Here is a 22,447-nt window from a genome sequence, read left to right on the forward strand (position 1 = left end):
TCGGCATCAGGAACGCCACTCAGAGTGATGCCCCGGCACCAGCCGGTACCGGGGCATACCTCGTCCGAGTAGGGCGGGATCACCCGCCTCGGGGGAGAGGGTACGCAAACAGGACATGGCGGCGTCCGCCGCGCCGAGGCGGCCGGCCACCTGCCCTGTTTACTCGCCGAACGTGAGCCGGAAGTCCGCCAGGTGCGCGCTCGGCCCCGGACGGCGGCCGTGGAGGAAGCCGAGCGGGCCGTCCGGGTTGAGGTTCCAGCTCGCCGACGCCAGGTGCGGGCGGGCGGTCGAGCGGACCGGGGTGTACTTCAGCGCGCCGGAGAGTTCCTGGGCGATGCTGAACGCGGTGGGCGGGGCGAACGGCAGCCCGGCGCGCCGGGTGAAGGCGGCGGTGGCGATCCAGCCGTCGGCCAGGCTCGCCGACGCGGTGAAGGTGCGGCCGTGCGTGAAGTCGAACGCGGCGAGGTCCTTCGGAATGCCCCACAGTCCGCGCCCGCCGGCCAGCGACACCTCGCTGTCCACCCAGATGTCGGTGATCGACCCGGTGGCGCGCGTGCCGTTGCGGACCGCGACGGTGGCCAGCAGCTCGTGGTAGGAGAGCTGGCCGGGCGGCTGGTAGTCCAGCCAGGCGGTGACCACGATCGCCCGCCCGGCGACCACCACCGGGTCCAGCCCGCCGGGCAGCGCGGGCAGCGCGTCCACCGGCACCCGCCAGGTGGTCGCGTAGGCCTGACCGGCCAGGTTCCAGGGTTCTGGTGGGTACTCGGTTGGGTACTGGGTCATTTGCCATCCATCCAGGGCAGGTGGCCCGGAATGTCCCCGGGCACGCGCAGCTTGAACCCCGGCGGGCGCTTCTGCAGGAACGACAGCACGCCCTCGACCGCGTCCGGATTGGCCGACAGGCCGCCGATCAGCTTCGAGTCGACCTCGTGCACCGGGAACGGGGAGTCCGCCGAGGACATCCGGTAGAGCAGTTGCCGGGTGACCGCGACCGAGACCGGCGCGGTGGTCTCGATCAGCTCACGGGCCAGTTCGTAGGCCTTGCCGAGCAGTTCGCCCGGCTCGTGCACGCGCTGCACCAGACCGGCCCGGAGCGCCTCCTCGGCGCCGAACACGCGGCCGCTGATCATCCAGTCCATCGCGGTCCCCATGCCGACCAGGCGCGGCAGGAACCACGCCGACGCGCCCTCCGGGTAGATCCCGCGGCGCACGAACACGAAGCCGAAGCGGGCGTCGGAGGAGGCCAGCCGGTAGTCGGCGGACAGCGTGATGGTGATCCCGCCGCCGATGGCCGCGCCGCGGATCGCCGCGATCACCGGCTTGTTCATCGTGAACACGCGCTTGGAGCAGCGGCCGGCCGGCTCCTGCCACTCCGGGTCGGGGCCCTTCTCGGCGTCGAAGTCGAACCCGCCCTGCGACAGGTCGGCGCCGACGGAGAAGTTGTCACCGGCGCCGGTCAGCACCACCACGCGGACCTGCTCGTCGTGATCCGCCCGGTCGAAGGCGTCGCCGAGTTCGTCGGCCATCTTGATGGTGTAGCCGTTGCGTGCTTCCGGCCGGTTCAGCGTGATCGTCGCGATCCGATCGCTGACCTCGTAGGTGATGTCGGTGTACTCCATGGACGACTCAGGCGACACAGACAACAGGGGCTCCTTTGCTCCGCGTGGGACGAAGGTAAGCGGTTCCCGACTTACTGGCAAGGTGTCAACAAGTCGCGGAGGAACTTGCCAGCCCGTCGCGCGGCGTCCCGGCCCTCCGGCAGGTTCGAGAAGATCGGGAACACGTGGAGCTGCCCCGGCCACACCTCGAGTTCGGTGCGGTCGTGCGTGCCGGCGAACCGCCGTGCCTCGTCCAGCAGTGATTCGGTGTCGCCGACCTGCAGCAGGATCGGCGGCCAGCCCGACTTGGCGGCGGCGAGCACGTCGAGGCGCGGATGGTTCCACGGCGTGCTGGTCAGGTAGGCGTCGCGGCACTTGGCGGCGTAGGCGGGGGAGAGGAACGGGTCACGCTGTTGACCGTCGCGCTGGGTCGCCGAGGCGACGGTCAGGTCGAGCCAGGGCGACACGAGGTAGGCACCGGCGGGCTGCGGCAGGTGCAGCCTGGCGAGGTCGCCGAGCAGGCAGGCGGTCAGGTGCCCGCCCGCCGAATCCCCGGCGACCAGCAGCTTCTCCGGCGGATAGCCCTGCGCCAGCAGCAACCGGTAGGCGTCGAGCGCGTCGTCGGCCGCGGCCGGGAACGGGTGCTCCGGCGCGCGGCGGTAGTCCAGCAGGAACACCGGCACACCGACCTGCTTGGACAGCCGGTAGGCGAAGGTGCGGTGCGATCGCGGTGAGCCGAACACATACCCACCGCCGTGCAGGTAAAGCAGCGCGCCGCGGTTCGGGTCGGCGCCGGGCGCGCGCATCCACACCCCGCGCACGCGGCCGTAGCGGGCCGGCCACGCCCTGGTGCCGCGGGGAAGCCGGGTCAGCCCGGCGCTGTCGGCGATCCGGCGGATGCCGCGCAGCTGGTAGCCCCGGGGCGCGGAGCGGTCGGCGAGCGGGCGGACGCGGGTGGCGAAGGCGGCGCGGAGGCGGACGCTTTCCGGGCTGGGCGCTTCTCGCAGCATGTGCCGAGCCTAGCCCTGGTCCGGGCTAAAACAATCATGCACGCTTGATTTTTCTCAGGGCCGGTGTCACGCTCGGCGGCAGGGCAGGCCGGTCGAGGAGGTGCCACCGTGGCGGATGTGGGCGCGATCCTGCGGGATCTCGCGGCCGAGAGCGCGGAACTGGACGAGGTGGTGGCCGCGCTGCCGGAACCGGAGTGGGCGAGGCCGACCCCGGCCGATGGCTGGACGATCGCCCACCAGATCGCCCACCTCGCCTGGACCGACGACAAGGCGCTCATCGCCGTGCGCACCCCGGAGAAGTTCGCCGCCGAGGTGGAGAAGGCGTTCGCCTCCGGCGGCAAGGACGTGGACGAGGGCGCCGAGGCGGGGGCCACCGCGCCGCCCGCGGAACTGCTCGCGCGCTGGCGTCAGGGACGTGAAGACCTCGCGCGGGCGCTCGCCGAGGTGCCCGGCGGGCAGAAGGTGCCGTGGTACGGGCCGCCGATGAGCCCCGCGTCGATGGTCACCGCGCGCATCATGGAGACCTGGGCGCACGCGCAGGACGTGTTCGACGCGCTCGGCCTGAAGCGTGTGCCGACCGACCGGCTGTGGCAGATCGCCCGGTTCGGCGTGCGCACCCGCGACTTCGCCTACACGATCAACTCCCGCACCCCGCCGGACGAGGAGTTCCGCGTGGAGCTGACCGCGCCGGACGGCTCGACCTGGGCGTGGGGCCCGGAGGACGCCGCGGAGCGGATCACCGGCAGCGCGCTCGGTTTTGTCATGGTGGTCACGCAACGGCGGCACCCGGCGGACACCGACCTGCGGACCGAGGGCGACGAGGCCAGGGCCTGGCTCGGTTTCGCGCAGGCCTTCGCCGGGCTGCCCGGCTCCGGGCGCAGGGCGGGGCAGTTCGCGTGAAGGCCCCCATCCGCATCGGCAACGCCTCCGGCTTCTACGGCGACCGCTTCGACGCGGTACGCGAGATGCTCACCGGCGGCCCGCTGGACGTGCTGACCGGCGACTACCTGGCCGAGTTGACCATGCTCATCCTCGGGCGTGACCTGCTCAAGGATCCGGATCGCGGCTACGCCAAGACCTTTCTCCGCCAGATGACCGAGAACCTGGCGCTGGCCAAGGAACGCGGGGTCAAGGTCGTCACCAACGCGGGCGGGCTCAACCCAGCCGGGCTCGCCGCCGCGCTGCGTGAACTGGCCGCGAAGTCCGATGTGGACGTTTCCGTCGCACACGTCGAAGGTGACGACCTCCGCCATCGCGCCGAGGAACTCGGCTTCGGGAAACCGTTGACCGCCAACGCCTATCTCGGCGCGTGGGGCATCACCGAATGCCTGAACGCGGGTGCCGACGTGGTGGTCACCGGCCGGGTCACCGACGCCTCGCTGGTGGTCGGCCCGGCCGCGGCGCACTTCGGCTGGGCGCGCGATGACTACGACGCGCTCGCGGGCGCGGTCGCCGCGGGGCACGTGATCGAATGCGGGGCGCAGGCCACCGGCGGCAACTACGCGTTCTTCACCGAGCACGACATCAGGTACCCAGGCTTCCCGATCGCGGAGATCCACGAAGACGGCAGCAGCGTGATCACCAAGCACGAGGGCACCGGCGGCGCGGTCACCACCGGCACGGTCACCGCGCAGCTGCTGTACGAGATCACCGGCGCGCGCTACGCCGGTCCCGACGTCACCACGCGGTTCGACAGTTTGACCTTGACGCGGGAAGGCCCCGATCGTGTCCGGATCAGCGGGGTCACCGGCGAACCCCCGCCGCCGACGCTGAAAGTCTGCCTCAACGCGCTCGGCGGCTTCCGCAACGAAACCACCTTCGTGCTCACCGGGCTCGACATCGAGCAGAAGGCGGCGCTGGTGCGCGAACAGCTCACCGAAGCGCTCAAGGCGAAGCCGCCGGGGAACGTGCGCTGGACACTCGCCCGCACGGACCGGCCGGACGCCGACACCGAGCAGACCGCGAGCGCGCTGCTGCACGTGGCCGTCACCGATGCCGATCCGAAGGTGGCCGGGCGCGCGTTCAGCCAGGCGGCGATCGAACTCGCGCTCGCCAGCTATCCCGGCTTCCACGTCACCGCGCCACCTTCGGACGCCTCGCCGTACGGCGTGTATCAGGCGTCCTATGTGGACGCTGCGGAAGTGCCGCACGTGGCGGTGTTCGGTGACTCACGAGTCGATGTCGCGCCAGCGGGCGAGACGCTCGAACTGGCCGACGTGGCCGATCCGGAGCTGCCCGAACCCCTGCCGGACGGGCCTTCTCGCCGGGCGCCGCTCGGCGCCGTGCTCGGCGCGCGCAGCGGGGACAAGGGCGGGGACGCGAACGTCGGCGTCTGGGCCACCACCGACCAGGGCTGGCGCTGGCTCGCGCACACGCTGACCGTCGACGAATTCCGGCGTCTGCTACCGGAAACCGCGAAACTGTCGGTGCGCCGCCATATGCTGCCCAACCTGCGAGCGGTCAACTTCGTGGTGACCGGCATCCTCGGCAAGGGGGTCGCCTCGCAGGCCAGGTTCGACCCGCAGGCGAAGGCGCTCGGCGAATGGCTGCGCGGCCGGTACGCCGAGATCCCGGAGGTGTTGCTGTGAGCGATCCGTTCGCCACGCCGGAGCGGAAAGCGCTCCGGGAAACGGTGCGCGGCTTCATGAAGACCGACGTGCTGCCCTACCTGGACCAGTGGGAGCGCGAGGGCGAGCTGCCCAGGGAGCTGCACCGCAAGGCCGGGGCGCTGGGCCTGCTCGGCATCGCCTTCGACGAGAAGGCGGGCGGTGCGGGCGGTGACTTCCTCGACGCGATGACCGTCACCGAGGAGATGCACTACGCGGGTGCTTCCGGCGGGCTGATCGCCTCGCTGTTCACCTGCGGCATCGCGGTGCCGCACATCGCCGCCGCCGGTGACGAGGCGCAGCTGGCGAAGTGGGTGCGCCCGACGCTGGCGGGGGAGCTGATCGGCTCGCTCGCGGTCACCGAACCGGACGGCGGTTCCGACGTCGCGGGCATCCGCACCACGGCGCGGCGCGAGGGTGACCACTACATCGTCAACGGTGCCAAGACCTTCATCACCTCCGGCTGCCGCGCCGACTTCGTGACCACCGTCGTGCGCACCGGCGGTGAGGGAGCGCACGGGCTTTCGCTGCTGGTGGTGGAACGCGGCACGCCGGGCTTCACCGTGGGCCGCAAGCTGGCCAAGATGGGCTGGCACTGCTCGGACACCGCCGAACTGTCCTACGTGGACGTCAAGGTACCGGTGGAGAACCTGGTCGGGCCGGAGAACTCCGGCTTCGCGCAGGTCGCCACCCAGTTCGTCGCCGAACGGCTTTCACTGGCGGTGCAGGGCTACGCGCACGCGCAGCGGGCACTGGACCTGACGCTGGACTGGTGCCGGCTGCGGGAGACCTTCGGCCGCCCGCTGATCTCGCGCCAGCTGGTGCAGCACAAGCTGGCGGAGATGGCGCGCAAGATCGACGTGGCCAGGACCTACGCCCGCCAGGTCGGGATCCGTCACGTGGCCGGTGAAGAGGTGATCGCCGAAGCCTGCTTCGCCAAGAACACCGCCGTGGAGACCGCCGAGTGGGTGGTCAACGAAGCCGTGCAGCTGCACGGCGGCCTCGGCTACCTGAGCGAGACCGAGGTGGAGCGCCACTACCGCGACGTCCGCATCCTGGGCATCGGCGGTGGCACCAACGAGATCCTCGCCGGGCTGGCCGCGAAACGATTGGGATACACCGCATGACCACCTTGAGGTCCACAGTGGACAGCCGCGGCGCCGACTTCGTGGCGAACCGCGAGGCGATGCTGGCCAAGCTCGCCGAGCTGGAGGCGGAGCAGGCCAAGGCCGTCGCCGGTGGGGGCGAGAAGTATGTCGAGCGCCACCGCAAGCGCGGCAAGCTGCTGGCCAGGGAGCGGGTCGAGCTGCTGCTCGACGAGGACTCGGCCTTCCTGGAGCTGTCCCCGCTGGCCGCCTGGGGCTCGGACTACCAGGTCGGCGCCAGCCTGGTCACCGGCATCGGCGTGGTCGAGGGCGTGGAGTGCATGATCTGCGCCAGCGATCCCACGGTGAAGGGCGGCGCGAGCAATCCGTGGACGGCCAAGAAGTCCTACCGGGCCGCCGACATCGCCGCGCAGAACCGGCTGCCGACGATCAACCTGGTCGAGTCCGGCGGAGCCGACCTGCCCACGCAGAAGGAGATCTTCATCCCGGGCGGACGGATCTTCCGCGACCTGACCAGGTCGTCGGCGGCCGGGGTGCCGACCGTGGCGCTGGTCTTCGGCAACTCCACCGCCGGCGGCGCCTACCTGCCCGGCATGTCCGACCACGTGGTGATGGTCAAGGAACGGGCCAAGGTCTTCCTCGGCGGGCCGCCGCTGGTGAAGATGGCCACCGGTGAGGAGTCCGACGACGAGTCGCTCGGCGGGGCCGAGATGCACGCGCGGACCTCCGGGCTGGCCGACTACCTCGCCGCCGACGAGCAGGACGCGATCCGCATCGGGCGGCGCATCGTGCGACGGCTCAACTGGACCAAGCACGGGCCGTCGCCGAAGCCGGACTACGCCGAACCGCTGTACGACCCCGAGGACCTGCTCGGCATCGTGCCGGCCGACCTGAAGGTGCCCTTCGACCCGCGCGAGGTGATCGCCAGGGTGGTCGACGGGTCCGACTTCGACGAGTTCAAACCGCTCTACGGCTCGAGCCTGGTCACCGGCTGGGCCGACGTGCACGGTTACCCGGTGGGCATCCTGGCCAACGCGCGCGGGGTGTTGTTCTCCGAGGAGTCGCAGAAGGCCGCCCAGTTCATCCAGCTGGCCAACCAGAGCGACACCCCGCTGCTGTTCCTGCACAACACCACCGGCTACATGGTCGGCAAGGAGTACGAGCAGGGCGGCATCATCAAGCACGGCGCGATGATGATCAACGCCGTGTCGAACTCGCGCGTGCCGCACATCTCGGTGCTGATGGGCGCCTCCTACGGCGCCGGGCACTACGGCATGTGCGGGCGGGCCTACGACCCGCGGTTCCTGTTCGCCTGGCCCAGCGCGAAGTCCGCGGTGATGGGCCCGGCGCAGCTGGCCGGGGTGCTCTCCATCGTGGCGCGCCAGGCCGCGGCGAGCCGGGGCCAGGAGTACAACGAGGAGCACGACGCCGCCATGCGCGCCATGGTGGAGGGCCAGATCGAGGCGGAGTCGCTGCCCACCTTCCTCTCCGGCATGCTCTACGACGACGGCATCATCGATCCTCGGGACACCCGCACGGTGCTCGGGCTCAGCCTGTCGGCGATCCACAATGGACCGATCAGCGGCGCCGGTGGCTTCGGCGTCTTCCGGATGTGAGAGATGATCGAGAATCTGCTTGTCGCCAACCGCGGGGAGATCGCCCGCCGGGTGTTCCGCAGCTGCCGTGACGCCGGGATCGGCACGGTGGCGGTGTTCTCCGACGCCGACGCGGACGCGCCGCACACCGGCGAGGCCGACGCCGCGGTGCGGTTGCCCGGCAACGCGCCGTCCGAGACCTACCTGCGCGCGGACCTGCTGATCGAGGCCGCGGCGAAGGCCGGTGCCGACGCGGTTCACCCCGGTTACGGGTTCCTCTCGGAGAACGCGTCCTTCGCGCGCGCGGTCCTCGACGCCGGGCTGACCTGGGTCGGGCCGCCGCCGGAGGCCATCGAGACGATGGGCTCGAAGGTCGAGTCGAAGCGGCTGATGGCCGCGGCCGGGGTGCCGGTGCTCGCCGAGCTGGACCCCGGCGAGGTCACCGAGGCCGATTTCCCGTTGCTGGTCAAGGCTTCCGCCGGGGGCGGCGGGCGCGGCATGCGGGTGGTGCGCGCGCCGGGCGACTTGGCCGACGCGGTGGAGAGTGCCCGCGCCGAGGCCGGTTCGGCCTTCGGTGATCCGACGGTGTTCTGCGAGCGCTACCTGGAAACCGGGCGGCACATCGAGGTGCAGGTGCTCGCCGACGGTCACGGCACGGTCTGGGCGCTGGGGGAGCGGGAGTGCTCGATCCAGCGGCGGCACCAGAAGGTGGTCGAGGAGGCGCCGTCGCCGCTGGTGGGCGCGGCCATGCGCGAGGAGCTGTTCGAGGCCGCGCGCAAGGCGGCCAAGGCGATCGGTTACGTCGGCGCGGGCACGGTGGAGTTCCTCGCCGGTCCCGACGGCCGGTTCTACTTCCTGGAGATGAACACCCGGTTGCAGGTGGAGCACCCGGTCACCGAATGCGTGACCGGGGAGGACCTGGTCGCCCGCCAGCTGCGGATCGCCGAGGGCGAACGGCTGCCGGTCGATCCTCCACAATGGACCGGTCACGCGATCGAAGTCCGGCTCTACGCCGAGGATCCGGCGGCGGACTGGCAGCCGCAGAGCGGCACGCTGCACCGGTTCACCGTGCCGGGGGTGGACGCGGAGTTCCGCATTCCGGCCGGATTCGGGCTGCGGCTGGATTCGGGCGTGGTCAGCGGTTCGGTGGTCGGCGTGCACTACGACCCGATGCTGGCCAAGGTGATCGCCTGGGGGCCGGATCGGACCTCGGCCGCGCGGCGGCTCGCCACCGCGCTGGCCGGCGCGCACGTCCACGGTGTGCGCACCAACCGCGACCTGCTGGTGAACGTGTTGCGGCATCCGGCTTTCCTGGCTGGGGACACCGACACCGCGTTCTTCGCCACGCACGGCCTCGACACGCTGTCGCGGCCGCTGGCCTCGCCGGAGTCGGCCCGCACGGCGGCGCTGGTGGCCGCGCTCGCGGGTGCCTCGGCGAACCGGCGGTCCGCGACCGTGCAGGGCCGGTTGCCCGGCGGCTGGCGCAACGTGCGCTCGTCACCCCAGCACAAGCGTTTCGCCTGCGGTGATGCCGAATTCGACGTGCGGTACGTGCTCGACCGTGCCGGGCTGCGGGCCGAGGACCATCCCGGTGTGGAACTCGTTTCCGCACAGCAGGACCGGGTCGTGCTGGAGATCGACGGGGTGCGCCGCGAGTTCGCGGTGGCCCGCTACGGCGACAGCGTGCACGTCGATTCCGCGCTCGGGCCGGTGGTGCTGGACGTGGTGCCGCGCTTCGCCGACCCGTCCGCCGCGCTGGCCGCGGGGTCGCTGGTCGCGCCGATGCCCGGCACCGTGGTCCGGCTCGCGGTCGCCGCCGGTGACCGGGTCGAGGCCGGAGCGCCGCTGCTGTGGCTGGAGGCGATGAAGATGGAGCACAAGATCGCCGCGCCCGCCGCGGGCGTGGTCGCCGAACTTCCCGTCGAAGTGGGACAACAGGTCGAGCTGGGTGCCGTGCTCGCCGTGGTTCAGGACGCCGTGGTTCAGGACAAGGAGTCGGAATGAGCATGAACTTCACCGAACCGGAAGAGCGGATCGCGCTGCGCAAGGCGGTCCACGAACTGGGCAAGAGCTACGGCCACGAGTACTACCTCGGCAAGGCGCGCTCTGGCGGCAAGACCAAGGAGCTGTGGGACGAGGCCGGGCGGCTCGGCTACCTCGGTGTGTCCGTGCCGGAGGAGTTCGGCGGTGGTGGCGCGGGCATCGGCGATCTCGCCGCGGTCTGCGAGGAGCTGTGCGCCACCGGCACCCCGCTGCTGCTGATGGTGGTGTCCCCGGCGATCTGCGCCACGGTGATCGCGCGGTACGGCACCGACGAGCAGAAGAAGCACTGGCTGCCCGGGTTCGCCACCGGTCAGGTGCGGATGGCCTTCGCCATCACCGAACCCGATGCCGGGTCCAACTCGCACCAGATCACCACAACCGCTCAGCGCGACGGGGACGGCTGGGTGCTCAACGGGCGCAAGGTCTACATCTCCGGGGTGGACGAGGCCGACGCGGTGCTGGTGGTCAGCCGGACCGAGGACGCCAAGACCGGCAAGCTCAAGCCTGCCCTGTTCATCGTGCCCACCGACGCGCCCGGCTTCGAGTACCGCGAGATCGAGATGGACCTGGTCTCCGCGGACAAGCAGTTCGGCCTGTTCCTCGACGACGTGAAGCTGCCGCGCGAGGCGCTGGTCGGCTCGGAGGACGCGGCGATCGCGCAGCTGTTCGCCGGGCTGAACCCCGAGCGCATCATGGGCGCCTCGTTCTCGCTCGGCATCGCGCGGTACGCGCTGGACAAGGGCGTGGCCTACGCGAAGGAGCGCCAGGTGTGGGGTGCGCCGATCGGCACCCACCAGGGGCTCGCGCACCCGCTGGCCCAGGTGAAGATCGAGCTGGAACTGGCGAAGTTGATGACCCAGAAGGCCGCCACGCTCTACGACGCCGGGGACGACTTCGGCGCCGGCGAGGCCGCGAACATGGCCAAGTACGCCGGGGCCGAGGTCGCCATCCGCGCGGTCGACCAGGCCGTGCAGACCCACGGCGGCAACGGGCTTGCCTCGGAGTACGGCCTCGGCACGCTGCTCGCCGCGGTCCGGCTGGGGCGGATCGCGCCGGTGAGCCGCGAGATGGTGCTCAACTTCGTCGGGCAGCACTCGCTCGGCCTGCCCAAGTCCTACTGAAAGGTTTGACCACTGTGTCTTCTCTGTCCGGCAAGACGATCATCATGTCCGGCGGCAGCCGGGGCATCGGTGAGGCGATCGCGCTGCGTGCCGCCGCCGACGGCGCGAACGTCGCGCTGATCGCGAAAACCACCGAACCGCACCCGAAGCTGCCGGGCACCATCCACACCGCGGCCAAGGCCATCGAGGAGGCGGGCGGGCAGGCGCTGCCGATCGTCGGTGACATCCGCGACGACGAGTCGGTGGCCGCCGCGGTCGAGCAGACGGTCGAGCGCTTCGGCGGCATCGACATCGTGGTGAACAACGCCAGCGCGATCGACCTGACGCCGACCGAGCAGGTCAGCATGAAGCGCTACGACCTGATGCAGGACATCAACGCGCGCGGCTCGTTCCTGCTGTCGAAACTGGCGATCCCCCATCTGCGCAAGGCGGAGAATCCGCACGTGCTCACGCTTTCGCCGCCGATCAGCCTTGACCCGAAGTGGTTCGAGGCCGGGCATCTGGCCTACAGCATCGCGAAGTACAGCATGAGCCTGGTGACCGTCGGGCTCGCCGCGGAACTGCGGAAGGACGGGATCGCGGCGAACTCGCTGTGGCCGCGCACCACCATCGACACCGCGGCCATCCGGAACGTGGTCGGCGCGGAACTGGCCAACCGCTCGCGCACACCGGAGATCATGGCCGACGCGGCGCACGCGATCCTGGTCCGGCCGAGCCGGGAGCACACCGGGAACTTCTACCTCGACGACGAGGTGCTCGCGGCCGAGGGCGTCACGGACCTGTCGAAGTACCGCATCGCGGGCGAGGAGTCCGACCTGCAGCTCGACTTCTGGGTCGAACCGGCCTGAGCCGTCATGCGAGAACCACAACAGGAACGGAGCCGGACCACCCGGCGGCGGCTGGTCGAGGCCGCCGTCGAGTGCCTGGCCGCCCGGGGCTGGCACGGCACCACCGTGGCGATGGTCGCCGAGCAGGCCGGGGTTTCGCGCGGGGCCGCGCAGCACCACTTCCCGACCCGCGAGGACCTGGTGGTCGCCGCGGTCGAGCAGGTGGGGGAGGTGCAGCTGGCCGAACTGCGGCGGCACGTGGAGCTGCTGCCCGGTGGTGCGTCACGCAGCGAGGCCGTCGCGGAGATGCTGCTGAACCTCTACACCGGCCCGATGTTCCGCGCGGCGCTTCAGCTGTGGGTCGCGGCTTCCACTGACCCGAAGCTGCTCGCGGTGCTCGCGCCGCTGGAGGCGCGGGTCGGGCGGGAGGCGCACCGGGTGGCGCTGGAGCTGCTCGGCGCGGACGAAACCCGGCCGGGGGTCAGGGAAACCGTGCAGGCCACGCTGGATTTGGCGCGCGGGCTGGGCCTGGCGAACCTGCTCACCGACGACACGCGGCGCCGCCGCCGGATCGTGCGCCAGTGGGCCCGGATGCTGGAGCCCGCACTGGCAGGCACGCTGCCCGAACGCACGGGAACCAGATTGGTGTGAACCTCGTCTCAATGACTGGCTAACGCTTTCGGAGCAACGTCCGATAGCCAAGTAACAGAGGGTTACGCACCAAGGGGGACAGTCCGATGTCCGAGCAAAATGACGAACTGAGTCATCGCGCGCTGGCGATGCTCCGCGCAGTGGGGGAACGGCGGGCGATGATGTCCGGCAGCTGCGAGCCGGACCTGTTCATCGATGGCTTCGCCTGCTGCGACCAGGTGACCGCGCACGCACTGGCCCACCGGGGTTACCTGCGCCCGGCCGAAACCGCACTGCCCGGCACGCGCGTGCGCGCCGAACTGACCCCAGCGGGCTGGGCCGCGCTCGGCATGGTCGCCGCCGCCTGAGCCACCCCCTCGCCCGATCCCGCCGAACCACCCGAGCCCGACAGCACCACCCGAGCCGACTGGGGCCGACCGGGCTGACTGGGGCCGACTGGGCCGATCAAGCGGACCGGGCCGACTGAGCCGACCGAGCCGGCCGAGCCGAGCAAGCGGACCGAGCAAGCGGACGGGGCCGACTGAGCCGACCGAGCCGGCCGAGCCGAGCAAGCGGACCGAGCAAGCGGACGGGGCCGACTGAGCCGACCGAGCCGGCCGAGCCGAGCAAGCGGACCGAGCAAGCGGACGGGGCCGACTGAGCCGACCGAGCCGGCCGAGCCGACCGAGCCGAGCAAGCGGACCGAGCCGACTGAGCGGACCGGGCCGACCGGGCCGACCGGGCCGACCGGGCCGACCGGGCCGACCGGGCCGACCAAGCGGACCGAGCTGACTGGGCCGACTGAGATGGTCGGCCTCCCGGGCCCACCGGGCCGCGCGAGCCGATCGTCATCGGCTCGGAATCGGGTCTTCCTCGCCGGGCAGCTGCTCGCGACGGTGACATTCGCCGCGTGAGTCGAGCGGCGACGCCGCCACTTCGGCGCCCCGCTGGCCGCGCTCCTCTGGCGCGAAAGTTGCGCACGATGAACTCGGCGGCCTTGAACCCGCCGCCACACACGAATCGTCCGCCCGGAACCGCACGCCTTCTCTTGCCGCGTAGTTGATGTTCACGACGGCGTCCGGCGTCGCGCCTGTCCGGCTTGATGGCGCCGAAGTGTCCCCTGGTCCCTGGCTGCTGATGGTAGTGAAACGTGCTCGTTGCGTATCCGTTTTCCTCCGTTTGCCCGAGTGAATCCGTGACGAACAGTGGTTTCCTTGACGAGGTGGAGGGGGAGCGGACCCAGCCCGGCTGGTGGCCGTTCGGGGTGCTCGCGATCGCCCGCTGGCGGCTGTGGGGGTTGCCCGACCGGTTTCTCGTCGGCTACGTACTCGCGGTCGACCTGACCGCGCTGACCGGCGCGGCGGTGGCGTTCCACGCGCTGCCGGTGCCGGCGCGCGACTGGCGTCCGTTCTGGATCCTGCTCGCGTGCTGCCTGGTCTACGTCGAGGTCTCGCGCTCGATCGAGCGCAGCCGCGCCGACTTCCTCGACGGGCCCCACATCGACCTCAACTCGGTCTGGATGTTCGCCGCCGCCCTGCTGCTGCACCCCGGGCTCGCAGCGGTGGTCATCGCGGTCTCGTTCGCCTACCGCTGGCTGCGCGTGCGCCACCGGCCGGTCTACCGGCAGACCTTCAGCGCCGCCGCCTCGATGGTGTCGGCCTTCCTGGCGAACCTGGTGCCGTTCGCACCACAGGAGTTCGCGATCTTCGGCGCCGCGCTGCTCTACGGGCTGAGCAACACCGCGCTGATCACCTTCGCGGTCCACCGCAGCAGGCCGGGCACCACGCTGCGCGAGGCGATGTTCTCCCCGGCGGACTACGCGCTCGAAGCCTCCACCATCGCGCTCGGTGTGCTGCTGGCCTGGGCACTGGTGGACTGGCCGCCGGTGCTGGTGCTGATCATGGGCGTGACCCTGGTACTGCACCGCAGCACACTCGTGCAGCAGTTCCGCGACCAGGCGGGCGCGGACGGGAAGACCGGCCTGCTCAACGCGTCGAAGTGGACCGAGGTGGCCACCGCGGAACTGGCCCGCGGGCGGCGGCGCGGCCTGCCCGCCAGTGTGCTGATGCTGGACCTCGACCACTTCAAGGTGGTCAACGACCGGCACGGGCACCTCACCGGCGACCAGGTGCTGCTCGCCGTGGCCGCCGCCCTGCGCGCGGAGGTGCGCAGCGAGGACGTGCTCGGCCGATTCGGTGGCGAGGAGTTCGTGATCCTGCTGCCCGGCACGAACCGGTTCGACGCGGTGACCATCGCCGAGCGCATCCGGCACCGGGTGGGTCAGCTGCTGGTTTCCGTGCCGGGCGGGGAAATCGGCGTCACCGTCTCGATCGGCGTGGCCGCGCAGCCCCGGGACGGCCAGGCGCTGGACACATTGCTGGCCGCCGCGGACCGCGCCCTCTACGTCGCCAAGGAAGCCGGGCGGGACCGCGTGCGCACGATGCCGTGAAAGCCACCTTCACGGCGTCATGGTGATGGCGTCCAGTTTTTCCTTCAGATAGGCGGAAGCGACCACTTCGGGGTAGGTGGTCCGGCCCAGCGGCGGGGCCAGCGACGTGATGCGCGCGTCGTGGTCGGTTTCGTAGAAGAAGATCAGGGAGACCAGGTCCTCGTCGGGGGCGTCGGCGGCCGGGGGCAGGACACGATGCCGGGTGGACCGCCAGCGATCGCCGGTCCAGCGGGCCATCAGGTCGCCGATGTTCACGGTGAACGCCGCCGGGTCGAACGGCGCGTCCTCCCAGCGCCCGTCGGCGGTGCACACCTGGAGGCCGCCGACACCGGCCTGCCGGTCCAGCACGGTCACCGTGCCGAAGTCGGTGTGCGGGCCGATGCGGAACTGGCCCGGCTCCGGCTGGCCCACCGCGGTCAGCGGCGGGTACCAGTTGATGTTCATGGTGTACGTCGGATGCCCGGTGTGCGCGGTGAAATGCGCCGGATCGAGATCGAGCGCGACGGCGAACAGCGTGAGCAGTTCGTCGGAAACCCGCCGCATCTCGGCCAGGTACGCCGTCACCGTCCTTTCCAGACCGGCCACCTCGGCCGGGAAGACGTTGCGCTGGAACCAGAACGAGTCGACCGCCGGATCACCGACACCGGAATCCGCACCGACCGAAAAGGACTCCTTGAGATCCGGCGGGGTCTCGGTGCCCTCGGCGTACCCGTTCGCCTCCACCCCGGGCGGCAGCCAGCCGCGGCCGCCGACGGTCACCGCGTACCGCTGCTTGACCGACGGCGGCAGGGCGAAGAACTCCCGTGCCAGCCGCCGGGTCTCCGCGCGCAGCTCCGATGCCACGCCGTGCCCGGTGATCAGCAGGAAACCTGAGTCCTGCAACGCGTCGTCGACGCGGCGTGCCACGGCGGCGCGATCGGCCGCGTCGCCGTGGAACCACGGATGGAGGTCGACCAGCGGCACGGCACCCATGGTCAGTCCTTTCCGGACACTTCGCCGATGTCTTCGAACCACAGCTCCGGCCGCGCCGCGATGAACTCCCGCATCAGCGCCACGCACTCCTGGTCGCCGAGCACGCTGATCGCCACCCCGTGCTCGGCGAGCCAGTCGTGCCCGCCGTGGAAGGTCTCCGCCTCGCCGATCACCACCCGGCCGATGCCGAACTGGCGCACCAGCCCCGAGCAGTACCAGCACGGGGAAAGCGTGGTCACCATGATCGTGTCGCGGTAGTGCGGGCGGCGCCCGGCGGCGCGGAACGCCGAGGTTTCGGCGTGCATTGACGGGTCACCGTCCTGCACGCGCCGGTTGTGCCCGCGGCCGAGCAGCTCCCCGTCCGCGCTGAACAACGCCGCCCCGATCGGCACTCCGCCCTCCGCCTTGCCCAGGCGGGCTTCCTCACGGGCGATGGCCAGCATGCTCCGGTCGTCCATGAGCCCCAGCTTATTGCAGTGAACGGAAGAACTCCCGGATATCCGCGGCCAGCAGGTCCGGCGCCTCCATCGCGGCGAAGTGCCCGCCGCGGTCGTATTCGGCCCAGTGCGTCACGGTGTGCTCCAGTTCCACGGTCCGCCGGATCGACACGTCGTGCGGGAACACCGCGACCCCGGTCGGCACCGGCGACTTCTCCGCCGCGCCCCAGGCCCCGGCGTGCGCGGTCTCGTAGTACAGCCGCGACGAGGACGCGGCGGTGCCGGTCAGCCAGTAGAGCATCACGTTGGTCAGCAGCCGGTCGCGGTCGACCGCGGTCTCCGGCAGTTCCGCCGCCGGATCGGTCCACTCGTGGAACTTCTCCACGATCCAGGCGAGCTGGCCGGCGGGGGAGTCGGTGAGCCCGAACGCCAGCGTCTGCGGCCTGCTGATCTGGATCATCGCGTACCCGGACTGCTCGTGCTCGAGGTACGCCAGCCGCGCGACCCTGGCCTGCTCGGCTTCGGTGAGGTCCGCGCCGGGGTCGACCGGGGTGAACGCGGTGAGGCCGTTGCAGTGCACGCCGATGACCCGATCGGGCACCAGCCGGGCGATCTCCGGCGACACGATCGCGCCGGTGTCCCCGCCCTGCACCCCGAACCGCCGGTAACCCAGCCGGTCCATCAGCTCGACCCACGCGCGGGCGATCCGCGGTGAGGTCCAGCCGCTTTCGGTGGTCGGCCCGGACAGCCCGAAGCCCGGCAGCGACGGGATGACCAGGTGGAATTCGCCGGTCAGCAGGTCGATCAGGTCGAGGAACTCGACGATCGAGCCGGGCCAGCCGTGGGTGAGCAGCAGCGGGGTCGCCTCCGGTGAGGCCGACCGGACGTGCAGGAAGTGCACCTGCTGCCCGTCGATCCGCGTGGTGAACTGCGGGTACCCGTTGAGTTCCTTCTCCGCCGCCCGCCAGTCGTAGCCGGTGCGCCAGTACTCGGCCAGTTCGCGCAGGTAACCCACCGGCACGCCCTGCGCCCAGCCCACGCCGGGCAGTTCGTCGGGCCAGCGCGTCTGCGCGAGCCGGGCCTTGAGGTCTTCGAGGGCGGATTCGGGGAAGTCGACGCGGAAGGGCTTGATCTCTTCGCTCATGTTCACCAAGGTAGGAGCCATTCAGGACAGGTTGGGTCCTCGATTGGAGACCGGTGCGAACTTCCGCGAGACTGCTCCGCCTGCTCGGGTTGCTGCAGTTGCACCGCGAGTGGGCGGGCGCCGATCTGGCCGCCCGCCTGGAGGTCGACGTGCGGACCGTGCGCCGCGACGTGGATCGCCTGCGGGACCTGGGTTATCCGGTGCATTCCACGCCAGGTGTCGCGGGCGGGTACCGGCTCGGCGCCGGGGCGGCGTTGCCGCCGTTGCTGCTGGACGACGAGGAGGCCGTCGCCGTCGCGGTCAGCCTGAGCACCGCGGCGGGCGGCACGGTGACCGGCATCGAGGAGACCTCGGTGCGCGCGCTGATGAAGCTCGAACAGGTGCTGCCCGCCCGGCTGCGCCACCGCGTCGACTCGCTCCGCTCGGTGACGCTGCCGCTCGGCGGCGGGGTGTCCGCGGTGGACCCGGCCAGGCTGACCGTGATCGCCGCCGCCTGCCGGGACACCGAAAAGCTGCGGTTCGCCTACGCCGCCGGGGACGGCACGGCCACCGAACGCCGGGTCGAGCCGCTGAAGCTCGCCTGCACCGGCCGCCGCTGGTACCTGCTCGCGTGGGACGTCGACAAAGCGGCGTGGCGGACGTTCCGGGTCGACCGGATCACCGACGAACCCCGGATCGCGGGCCGGTTCACCCCGCGCGAGCCGCCCGCGGCGGACCTGGGCGCCTACCTCACGCGGCAGCTCTCCAGCGCGCCCTACCGGTACCAGTGCCGGGTGAAGCTGCACGCGCCCGCGAGCCGCATCGCCGAACTTGTCGGGGCGTCGATCGGCGAGGTCGAGCCGATCGACGAGCACACCTGCCGCCTGCACGCCGGGGGCTCGCGGATCGACGAAATCCCGTTCTACCTGGCCCGGTTCGGCTGCGACTTCGAGGTGGAGGACCCGCCGGAGCTGGCCGCGCACGTGCGCGAGCTGGCCGCGCGGTTCGGCCGGGCTGGCTGACCGACCGCTTAGTATGTCATTCTGGGGCGGTGCGCACCCCTCGTCAGCCGGTCTTGGCGCCCAGCATGTTGAGCACCAGCCCGGCGTACTCCCGGCCCAGTGCCGTCGGTGACTTGCGCATGCGGTCGCTGTACCAGCGCGCCACGTCGACGCCGAGGGACAGCACCGCCCTGGCGGCCGTGCGCGGTTCCGGCACGGTGAACTCACCCGCGGCCACGCCCTCGGCGATCAGCTCGCGGACCAGCTGCTCGATCCGCCGCCGAAGCCGTCCGACCTCCTCGTACTCGGCCTCGGGCAGCGCCTGCAGTTCGTACTGCACCACCCTGGCCACGGTGTGCCGTCGCGCGTGCCAGGCCACGAAGTCCTCCACCAGCGCGGTCATCTTGGCCGTCGCCGATTCCGGCCGGGCGACCACGCGCTCGACCAGGTGCAGCGTCTGCTCGTGGCCGTACTTGCTGATCGCGAACAGCAGCGCGGCCTTCGACGGGAAGTGCACGTACAACGCGGCCGGGCTCATCCCGGCACGGCCGGCGATGTCGCGCGTGGTGGTGGCGTGGAACCCGCGACGGGCGAAGGACTCGACCCCGGCCAGCATCAGCCGCCTGGCCGCGTCGGGGTGCACGTCGGGCCACAGTTCGGTCGACAACTCGGCCGAAACCGCGCCGCTCGGCTCGCTCATCGCGGCTTACCTCCCCGATCAGGGCGGGCTTGACAGGACCACCCACCGCTGAACAGTGTAAGCGAGCGCTTAGCTCGGGCCCCAAGGGCGACCAAAGGAGAAGGACCACAGTGAACTCGTTGAAGGACCGCGTCGCGATCGTCACCGGCGCGAGCCGCGGCATCGGCCTCGGCATCGCGCGCACCCTCGTCGAGCGCGGCGCCAAGGTCTGCATCACCGCGCGCAAGCCGGAACCGCTGGCCGAGGCGGTCGCCGAACTCGGCGGCCCGGACCACGCCATCGCCGTGCCAGGCAAGGCCGACGACCCGGAGCACCAGGCCGAGGCGATCGCCAAGGCGGTCGAGACCTTCGGCAGCCTGGACATGCTGGTGAACAACACCGGCATCAACCCGGTCTACGGGCCGGCGCTGGACGTCGATCCCGAGGCGGCGGCGAAGATCTTCGCGGTCAACGTGCTCGCGCCGCTGGCCTGGACCCGCCGGGCGCGCGACGCCTGGATGGGCGAGCACGGCGGTTCGGTGGTCAACGTCGCTTCGGTGGCCGGGCTGGGTGCCTCGCCGGGCATCGGCATGTACGGCGTCAGCAAGGCCGCGCTGATCCGGCTGACCGTGGAGCTGGGGCACGAGCTGGGACCGGGCATCCGGGTCAACGCGGTCGCCCCGGCCGTGGTCAAGACCAAGTTCGCCACCGCGCTGTACGAGGGCAAGGAGGCCGAGGTCTCGGCCGAGTACCCGATGAAGCGCCTCGGGCTGCCCGAGGACATCGCGGGCGCGGTCGCCTTCCTGCTCTCCGACGAGGCGGGCTGGATCACCGGGCAGACGATGGTGCTCGACGGTGGCCGCACGCTGGGCGGTGGCCTGTGAGCGAGGAGCTGAAGGACGCCGGGATCGTCGTCACCGGTGGTGGCGCGGGCATCGGCGCCGCGATGGCGCGCCGGTTCCACGCCGAGGGCGCCCGCGTGGTGGTGGCCGATCTCGATGGGGACGCGGCCGCCGCGGTGGCCGAAGAGATCGGCGGCACCGCGGTCGCCGGGGACGCCGCCGGGGTGGACGGGGTCGAACGGTTGCTCGCCCGCGCGCGTGAGGTGCTCGGGGAAATCGACGTCTTCTGCGCCAACGCCGGGATCGCGCCGCTGGGCGGGGCGGACAGCCCGGAAGAAGTGTGGGCGCGCACCTGGGACGTCAACGTGATGGCCCACGTCCGGGCGGCGAACGCGCTGCTGCCGTCGTGGCTCGAACGGGGACGCGGCCGGTTCGTCGCGACGGTGTCCGCGGCCGGGATCCTCACCAGCCTGGGTTCGGCGCCGTATTCGGTGACCAAGCACGGCGCGCTGGCGTTCGCCGAATGGCTCAGCGCCACCTACCGCCACCGCGGCATCGACGTGCACGCGGTATGCCCGCAGGGGGTGCGCACGAACATGCTGGCCAGCACCGGGAAGGGCGGGCAGCTGCTGATGGGCGCGTCGGCGATCGAACCGGAGCAGGTGGTCGACGCGCTGCTCGAAGCCATCGGGGAGAAGCGGTTCCTGGTGCTGCCGCATCCGGAGGTCGCCGATTACTACGCCGCCCGCGCCACCCAGACCGATCGCTGGCTGGGCGGGATGAACAAGCTGCAGCGGAAGGTCGAAGCGCTCGGGGAGTGAGATGAGCGAGGACTGGCTGGCCGAGGTCGCCGAACTCGCCCGGCGGCGGGAACTGGCCCACCGCATGGGCGGGGAGGCCAAGATCGCCCGCCAGCACGCGGCCGGGCGGCTCACCGTGCGCGAGCGGATCGAGGCGCTGGCCGATCCGGGCAGCTTCGACGAGATCGGCGTGCTCGCCGGCTTCGGTCAGTACACAGAGGACGGTGAGCTGGCGTCGTTCACCCCGGCCAACTTCGTCACCGGGACCGCGCGCCTGGACGGCAGGCGGGTCGCGCTCGGCGCGGACGACTTCACCGTGCGCGGCGGGGCGGCCGACGCCGCGATCATCGGCAAGCAGGTGCTCGCCGAGCGGCTGGCGAACGAGCTGGGCCTGCCGCTGGTCCGGCTGATCGAGGGCACCGGTGGCGGCGGCAGCGTGAAGTCGCTGGAGGACTTCGGGTTCACCTACGTGCCGGCCAATCCCGGCTGGGATCTGGTGGTGGACAACCTGTCGGCGGTGCCGGTGGTGTCCGCCTGCCTCGGCCCGGTCGCCGGGCTGGGCGCGGCGCGGGCGGTGATGTCGCACCTGTGCGTGCTGGTCGAGGGCGCCGGGCAGCTGTTCGTCGCCGGGCCGCCGCTGGTCCGGCACGCCACCGGGGAAGATCTGTCCAAAGAGGAGCTCGGCGGCGCCGCGGTGCACCGGCGCAGTGGTGCGGTCGAGCGGATCGTGGGCAGCGAGGACGAAGCTTTTGCGGTGATCAAGGCGTTTCTGTCGTATTTGCCGTCCAATGTGGATTCACTGCCGCCGGTGGTGCCGTCGCCGGACGACCCCGCGCGGGCCGACGAGTCGCTGATTTCGCTGGTGCCGCGTGATCGGCGCAAGCCGTACCGGTTGCGGCCGTTGCTGGACGCGGTGTTCGACGCGGGTTCGGTGTTCGACTACGCGTGTTACGGCGGTTCGGCCTACACCGGACTGGCCCGGCTCGACGGCCATCCGGTCGGCGTGATCGCCACCGATCCGTACCGCGGGGCGACGCTGACCGCCGAGGGCGCCGACGCGATCACCCGCCTGGCCGATCTGTGCGAGACCTTCCACCTGCCGCTGGTCAACCTGACCGACCAGGCGGGCATGGTGATCGGCTCGGCGGGGGAGAAGCGCGGCTCGATCCGGCGCGGCGCGCGGGCGATCACCGCCGTGTACCAGGCACGGGTGCCCTCGGCGGAGGTGATCGTGCGGCGGGTGTTCGGCGTCGGCGGCGCCGGGATCACCAACCGGCACCGGCTGGTGAGGCGGTGGGCCTGGCCATCGGGTGACTGGGGTTCGCTGCCGGTCGAGGGCGGGATCGAAGCGGCGTACCGCGCCGAACTGGAAGCGGCGGAGAACCCGGCGGAACTGCTGGACGAAATCCGGGCGCGCCTGGAGCGGGTGCGCTCCCCGTTCCGGACGGCGGAGAAGTTCGGCGTCGAGGACATCATCGATCCCCGGGAAACCCGCGCCCGCCTGTGCGACTGGGTGACCGACGCGTACCGGGTGCTGCCGAAACTGCTGGGCCGCCCTTCGTTCGGCGTGCGCCCATAGGACAGTGCGAAGGTACGTGTCGCATTTCC

At 71.3% G+C, this 22,447-nt stretch carries 21 protein-coding genes; 14 read left to right on the plus strand and 7 right to left on the minus strand.

The window, feature by feature from the left end:
- Window positions 1–159 precede the first annotated feature (159 nt).
- The 3 genes from YIM_RS18190 to YIM_RS18200 form a co-directional block, all read right to left on the minus strand.
- Complete coding sequence (locus YIM_RS18190) at window positions 160–783, minus strand: acetoacetate decarboxylase family protein (RefSeq protein ID WP_153031486.1); 624 nt, start codon at window positions 781–783, stop codon at window positions 160–162.
- Entirely contained in the window at window positions 780–1,619 is an 840-nt protein-coding gene (locus YIM_RS18195) for an enoyl-CoA hydratase-related protein (RefSeq protein WP_153037068.1), read from the minus strand. Before YIM_RS18195 ends, YIM_RS18190 begins: the two co-directional genes overlap by 4 nt.
- A 71-nt stretch (window positions 1,620–1,690) precedes the next feature.
- The gene (locus YIM_RS18200; RefSeq protein WP_153031487.1) at window positions 1,691–2,608 is read right to left on the minus strand and encodes an alpha/beta hydrolase; all 918 of its coding nucleotides are present in this window, start codon (window positions 2,606–2,608) and stop codon (window positions 1,691–1,693) included.
- A 108-nt stretch (window positions 2,609–2,716) separates the two neighbouring features.
- Here YIM_RS18200 and YIM_RS18205 point away from each other — a divergent pair, with 108 nt between their 5' ends.
- The 10 genes from YIM_RS18205 to YIM_RS18250 all read left to right on the plus strand — a co-directional run bounded on the left by YIM_RS18205 (window position 2,717) and on the right by YIM_RS18250 (window position 14,985).
- Window positions 2,717–3,508 carry a TIGR03084 family metal-binding protein gene (locus tag YIM_RS18205; RefSeq protein WP_153031488.1) on the plus strand — a complete coding sequence of 264 codons (792 nt, stop codon included), beginning with the start codon at window positions 2,717–2,719 and terminating at the stop codon, window positions 3,506–3,508.
- The gene (locus YIM_RS18210) at window positions 3,505–5,196 is read left to right on the plus strand and encodes an acyclic terpene utilization AtuA family protein (RefSeq protein ID WP_153031489.1); all 1,692 of its coding nucleotides are present in this window, start codon (window positions 3,505–3,507) and stop codon (window positions 5,194–5,196) included. The genes YIM_RS18205 and YIM_RS18210 overlap by 4 nt, the downstream gene beginning before the upstream one ends.
- Entirely contained in the window at window positions 5,193–6,341 is a 1,149-nt protein-coding gene (locus YIM_RS18215; protein WP_153031490.1) for an acyl-CoA dehydrogenase family protein, read from the plus strand. Before YIM_RS18210 ends, YIM_RS18215 begins: the two co-directional genes overlap by 4 nt.
- Complete coding sequence (locus YIM_RS18220) at window positions 6,338–7,936, plus strand: acyl-CoA carboxylase subunit beta (protein ID WP_194240201.1); 1,599 nt, start codon at window positions 6,338–6,340, stop codon at window positions 7,934–7,936. Before YIM_RS18215 ends, YIM_RS18220 begins: the two co-directional genes overlap by 4 nt.
- A 3-nt stretch (window positions 7,937–7,939) precedes the next feature.
- Window positions 7,940–9,919, plus strand: coding sequence for a biotin carboxylase N-terminal domain-containing protein (locus YIM_RS18225; RefSeq protein WP_153031491.1), 1,980 nt, complete (start codon window positions 7,940–7,942; stop codon window positions 9,917–9,919).
- Window positions 9,920–9,921: 2 nt separating this feature from the next.
- Window positions 9,922–11,079, plus strand: coding sequence for an acyl-CoA dehydrogenase family protein (locus tag YIM_RS18230; protein ID WP_153037070.1), 1,158 nt, complete (start codon window positions 9,922–9,924; stop codon window positions 11,077–11,079).
- 14 nt (window positions 11,080–11,093) lie between these two features.
- The gene (locus YIM_RS18235; protein WP_153031492.1) at window positions 11,094–11,927 is read left to right on the plus strand and encodes an NAD(P)-dependent oxidoreductase; all 834 of its coding nucleotides are present in this window, start codon (window positions 11,094–11,096) and stop codon (window positions 11,925–11,927) included.
- A gap of 6 nt (window positions 11,928–11,933) precedes the next feature.
- Window positions 11,934–12,557: a TetR/AcrR family transcriptional regulator gene (locus YIM_RS18240; RefSeq protein WP_153031493.1), complete on the plus strand. Its 624-nt coding sequence runs from the start codon at window positions 11,934–11,936 to the stop codon at window positions 12,555–12,557.
- A gap of 86 nt (window positions 12,558–12,643) precedes the next feature.
- Window positions 12,644–12,904 carry a hypothetical protein gene (locus YIM_RS18245; protein ID WP_153031494.1) on the plus strand — a complete coding sequence of 87 codons (261 nt, stop codon included), beginning with the start codon at window positions 12,644–12,646 and terminating at the stop codon, window positions 12,902–12,904.
- Between the two features lie 827 nt (window positions 12,905–13,731).
- A complete protein-coding gene (locus tag YIM_RS18250) occupies window positions 13,732–14,985 on the plus strand; it encodes a GGDEF domain-containing protein (RefSeq protein WP_228004803.1) in 1,254 nt (417 codons plus the stop codon).
- A gap of 9 nt (window positions 14,986–14,994) precedes the next feature.
- Here YIM_RS18250 and YIM_RS18255 read toward each other — a convergent pair whose 3' ends face one another.
- The 3 genes from YIM_RS18255 to YIM_RS18265 are packed head-to-tail and all read right to left on the minus strand — an operon-like array spanning window position 14,995 to window position 17,538.
- On the minus strand, window positions 14,995–15,957 hold the full coding sequence (locus YIM_RS18255; protein ID WP_153031495.1) for an isopenicillin N synthase family oxygenase: 963 nt from the start codon (window positions 15,955–15,957) through the stop codon (window positions 14,995–14,997).
- Between the two features lie 2 nt (window positions 15,958–15,959).
- Window positions 15,960–16,415 carry a nucleoside deaminase gene (locus YIM_RS18260; RefSeq protein WP_153031496.1) on the minus strand — a complete coding sequence of 152 codons (456 nt, stop codon included), beginning with the start codon at window positions 16,413–16,415 and terminating at the stop codon, window positions 15,960–15,962.
- A 10-nt stretch (window positions 16,416–16,425) separates the two neighbouring features.
- Complete coding sequence (locus YIM_RS18265; RefSeq protein ID WP_153031497.1) at window positions 16,426–17,538, minus strand: epoxide hydrolase family protein; 1,113 nt, start codon at window positions 17,536–17,538, stop codon at window positions 16,426–16,428.
- A gap of 53 nt (window positions 17,539–17,591) precedes the next feature.
- Here YIM_RS18265 and YIM_RS18270 point away from each other — a divergent pair, with 53 nt between their 5' ends.
- On the plus strand, window positions 17,592–18,539 hold the full coding sequence (locus YIM_RS18270; protein ID WP_153031498.1) for a YafY family protein: 948 nt from the start codon (window positions 17,592–17,594) through the stop codon (window positions 18,537–18,539).
- 43 nt (window positions 18,540–18,582) lie between these two features.
- Here the strand turns inward: YIM_RS18270 and YIM_RS18275 are convergent, their stop codons facing one another.
- Window positions 18,583–19,218: a TetR/AcrR family transcriptional regulator gene (locus YIM_RS18275; protein ID WP_153031499.1), complete on the minus strand. Its 636-nt coding sequence runs from the start codon at window positions 19,216–19,218 to the stop codon at window positions 18,583–18,585.
- 110 nt (window positions 19,219–19,328) lie between these two features.
- On the opposite strand from YIM_RS18275, the gene YIM_RS18280 reads away from it, so the two are divergent.
- From YIM_RS18280 to YIM_RS18290, 3 genes are read left to right on the plus strand one after another with little or no spacing between them, the layout of a single operon-like run.
- Window positions 19,329–20,081, plus strand: a complete 753-nt coding sequence (locus YIM_RS18280; RefSeq protein ID WP_153031500.1) for an SDR family oxidoreductase — start codon at window positions 19,329–19,331, stop codon at window positions 20,079–20,081.
- Window positions 20,078–20,860, plus strand: a complete 783-nt coding sequence (locus YIM_RS18285; protein WP_153031501.1) for an SDR family oxidoreductase — start codon at window positions 20,078–20,080, stop codon at window positions 20,858–20,860. The genes YIM_RS18280 and YIM_RS18285 overlap by 4 nt, the downstream gene beginning before the upstream one ends.
- 1 nt (window position 20,861) lies before the next feature.
- A complete protein-coding gene (locus tag YIM_RS18290) occupies window positions 20,862–22,418 on the plus strand; it encodes an acyl-CoA carboxylase subunit beta (protein ID WP_153031502.1) in 1,557 nt (518 codons plus the stop codon).
- Window positions 22,419–22,447 lie beyond the last annotated feature (29 nt).

The organism is Amycolatopsis sp. YIM 10 (assembly GCF_009429145.1).
GTDB lineage: Bacteria > Actinomycetota > Actinomycetes > Mycobacteriales > Pseudonocardiaceae > Amycolatopsis.

What these genes read in the sequence shown, in the direction of transcription:
- YIM_RS18190 (WP_153031486.1), bottom strand. Translation starts at nt 783, where the DNA reads ATGACCCAGTACCCAACCGAGTACCCACCAGAACCCTGGAACCTGGCC.
- YIM_RS18195 (WP_153037068.1), bottom strand. Translation starts at nt 1,619, where the DNA reads ATGGAGTACACCGACATCACCTACGAGGTCAGCGATCGGATCGCGACG.
- YIM_RS18200 (WP_153031487.1), bottom strand. Translation starts at nt 2,608, where the DNA reads ATGCTGCGAGAAGCGCCCAGCCCGGAAAGCGTCCGCCTCCGCGCCGCC.
- YIM_RS18220 (WP_194240201.1), top strand. Translation starts at nt 6,338, where the DNA reads ATGACCACCTTGAGGTCCACAGTGGACAGCCGCGGCGCCGACTTCGTG.
- YIM_RS18225 (WP_153031491.1), top strand. Translation starts at nt 7,940, where the DNA reads ATGATCGAGAATCTGCTTGTCGCCAACCGCGGGGAGATCGCCCGCCGG.
- YIM_RS18230 (WP_153037070.1), top strand. Translation starts at nt 9,922, where the DNA reads ATGAACTTCACCGAACCGGAAGAGCGGATCGCGCTGCGCAAGGCGGTC.
- YIM_RS18240 (WP_153031493.1), top strand. Translation starts at nt 11,934, where the DNA reads ATGCGAGAACCACAACAGGAACGGAGCCGGACCACCCGGCGGCGGCTG.
- YIM_RS18245 (WP_153031494.1), top strand. Translation starts at nt 12,644, where the DNA reads ATGTCCGAGCAAAATGACGAACTGAGTCATCGCGCGCTGGCGATGCTC.
- YIM_RS18255 (WP_153031495.1), bottom strand. Translation starts at nt 15,957, where the DNA reads ATGGGTGCCGTGCCGCTGGTCGACCTCCATCCGTGGTTCCACGGCGAC.
- YIM_RS18260 (WP_153031496.1), bottom strand. Translation starts at nt 16,415, where the DNA reads ATGGACGACCGGAGCATGCTGGCCATCGCCCGTGAGGAAGCCCGCCTG.
- YIM_RS18265 (WP_153031497.1), bottom strand. Translation starts at nt 17,538, where the DNA reads ATGAGCGAAGAGATCAAGCCCTTCCGCGTCGACTTCCCCGAATCCGCC.
- YIM_RS18275 (WP_153031499.1), bottom strand. Translation starts at nt 19,218, where the DNA reads ATGAGCGAGCCGAGCGGCGCGGTTTCGGCCGAGTTGTCGACCGAACTG.
- YIM_RS18290 (WP_153031502.1), top strand. Translation starts at nt 20,862, where the DNA reads ATGAGCGAGGACTGGCTGGCCGAGGTCGCCGAACTCGCCCGGCGGCGG.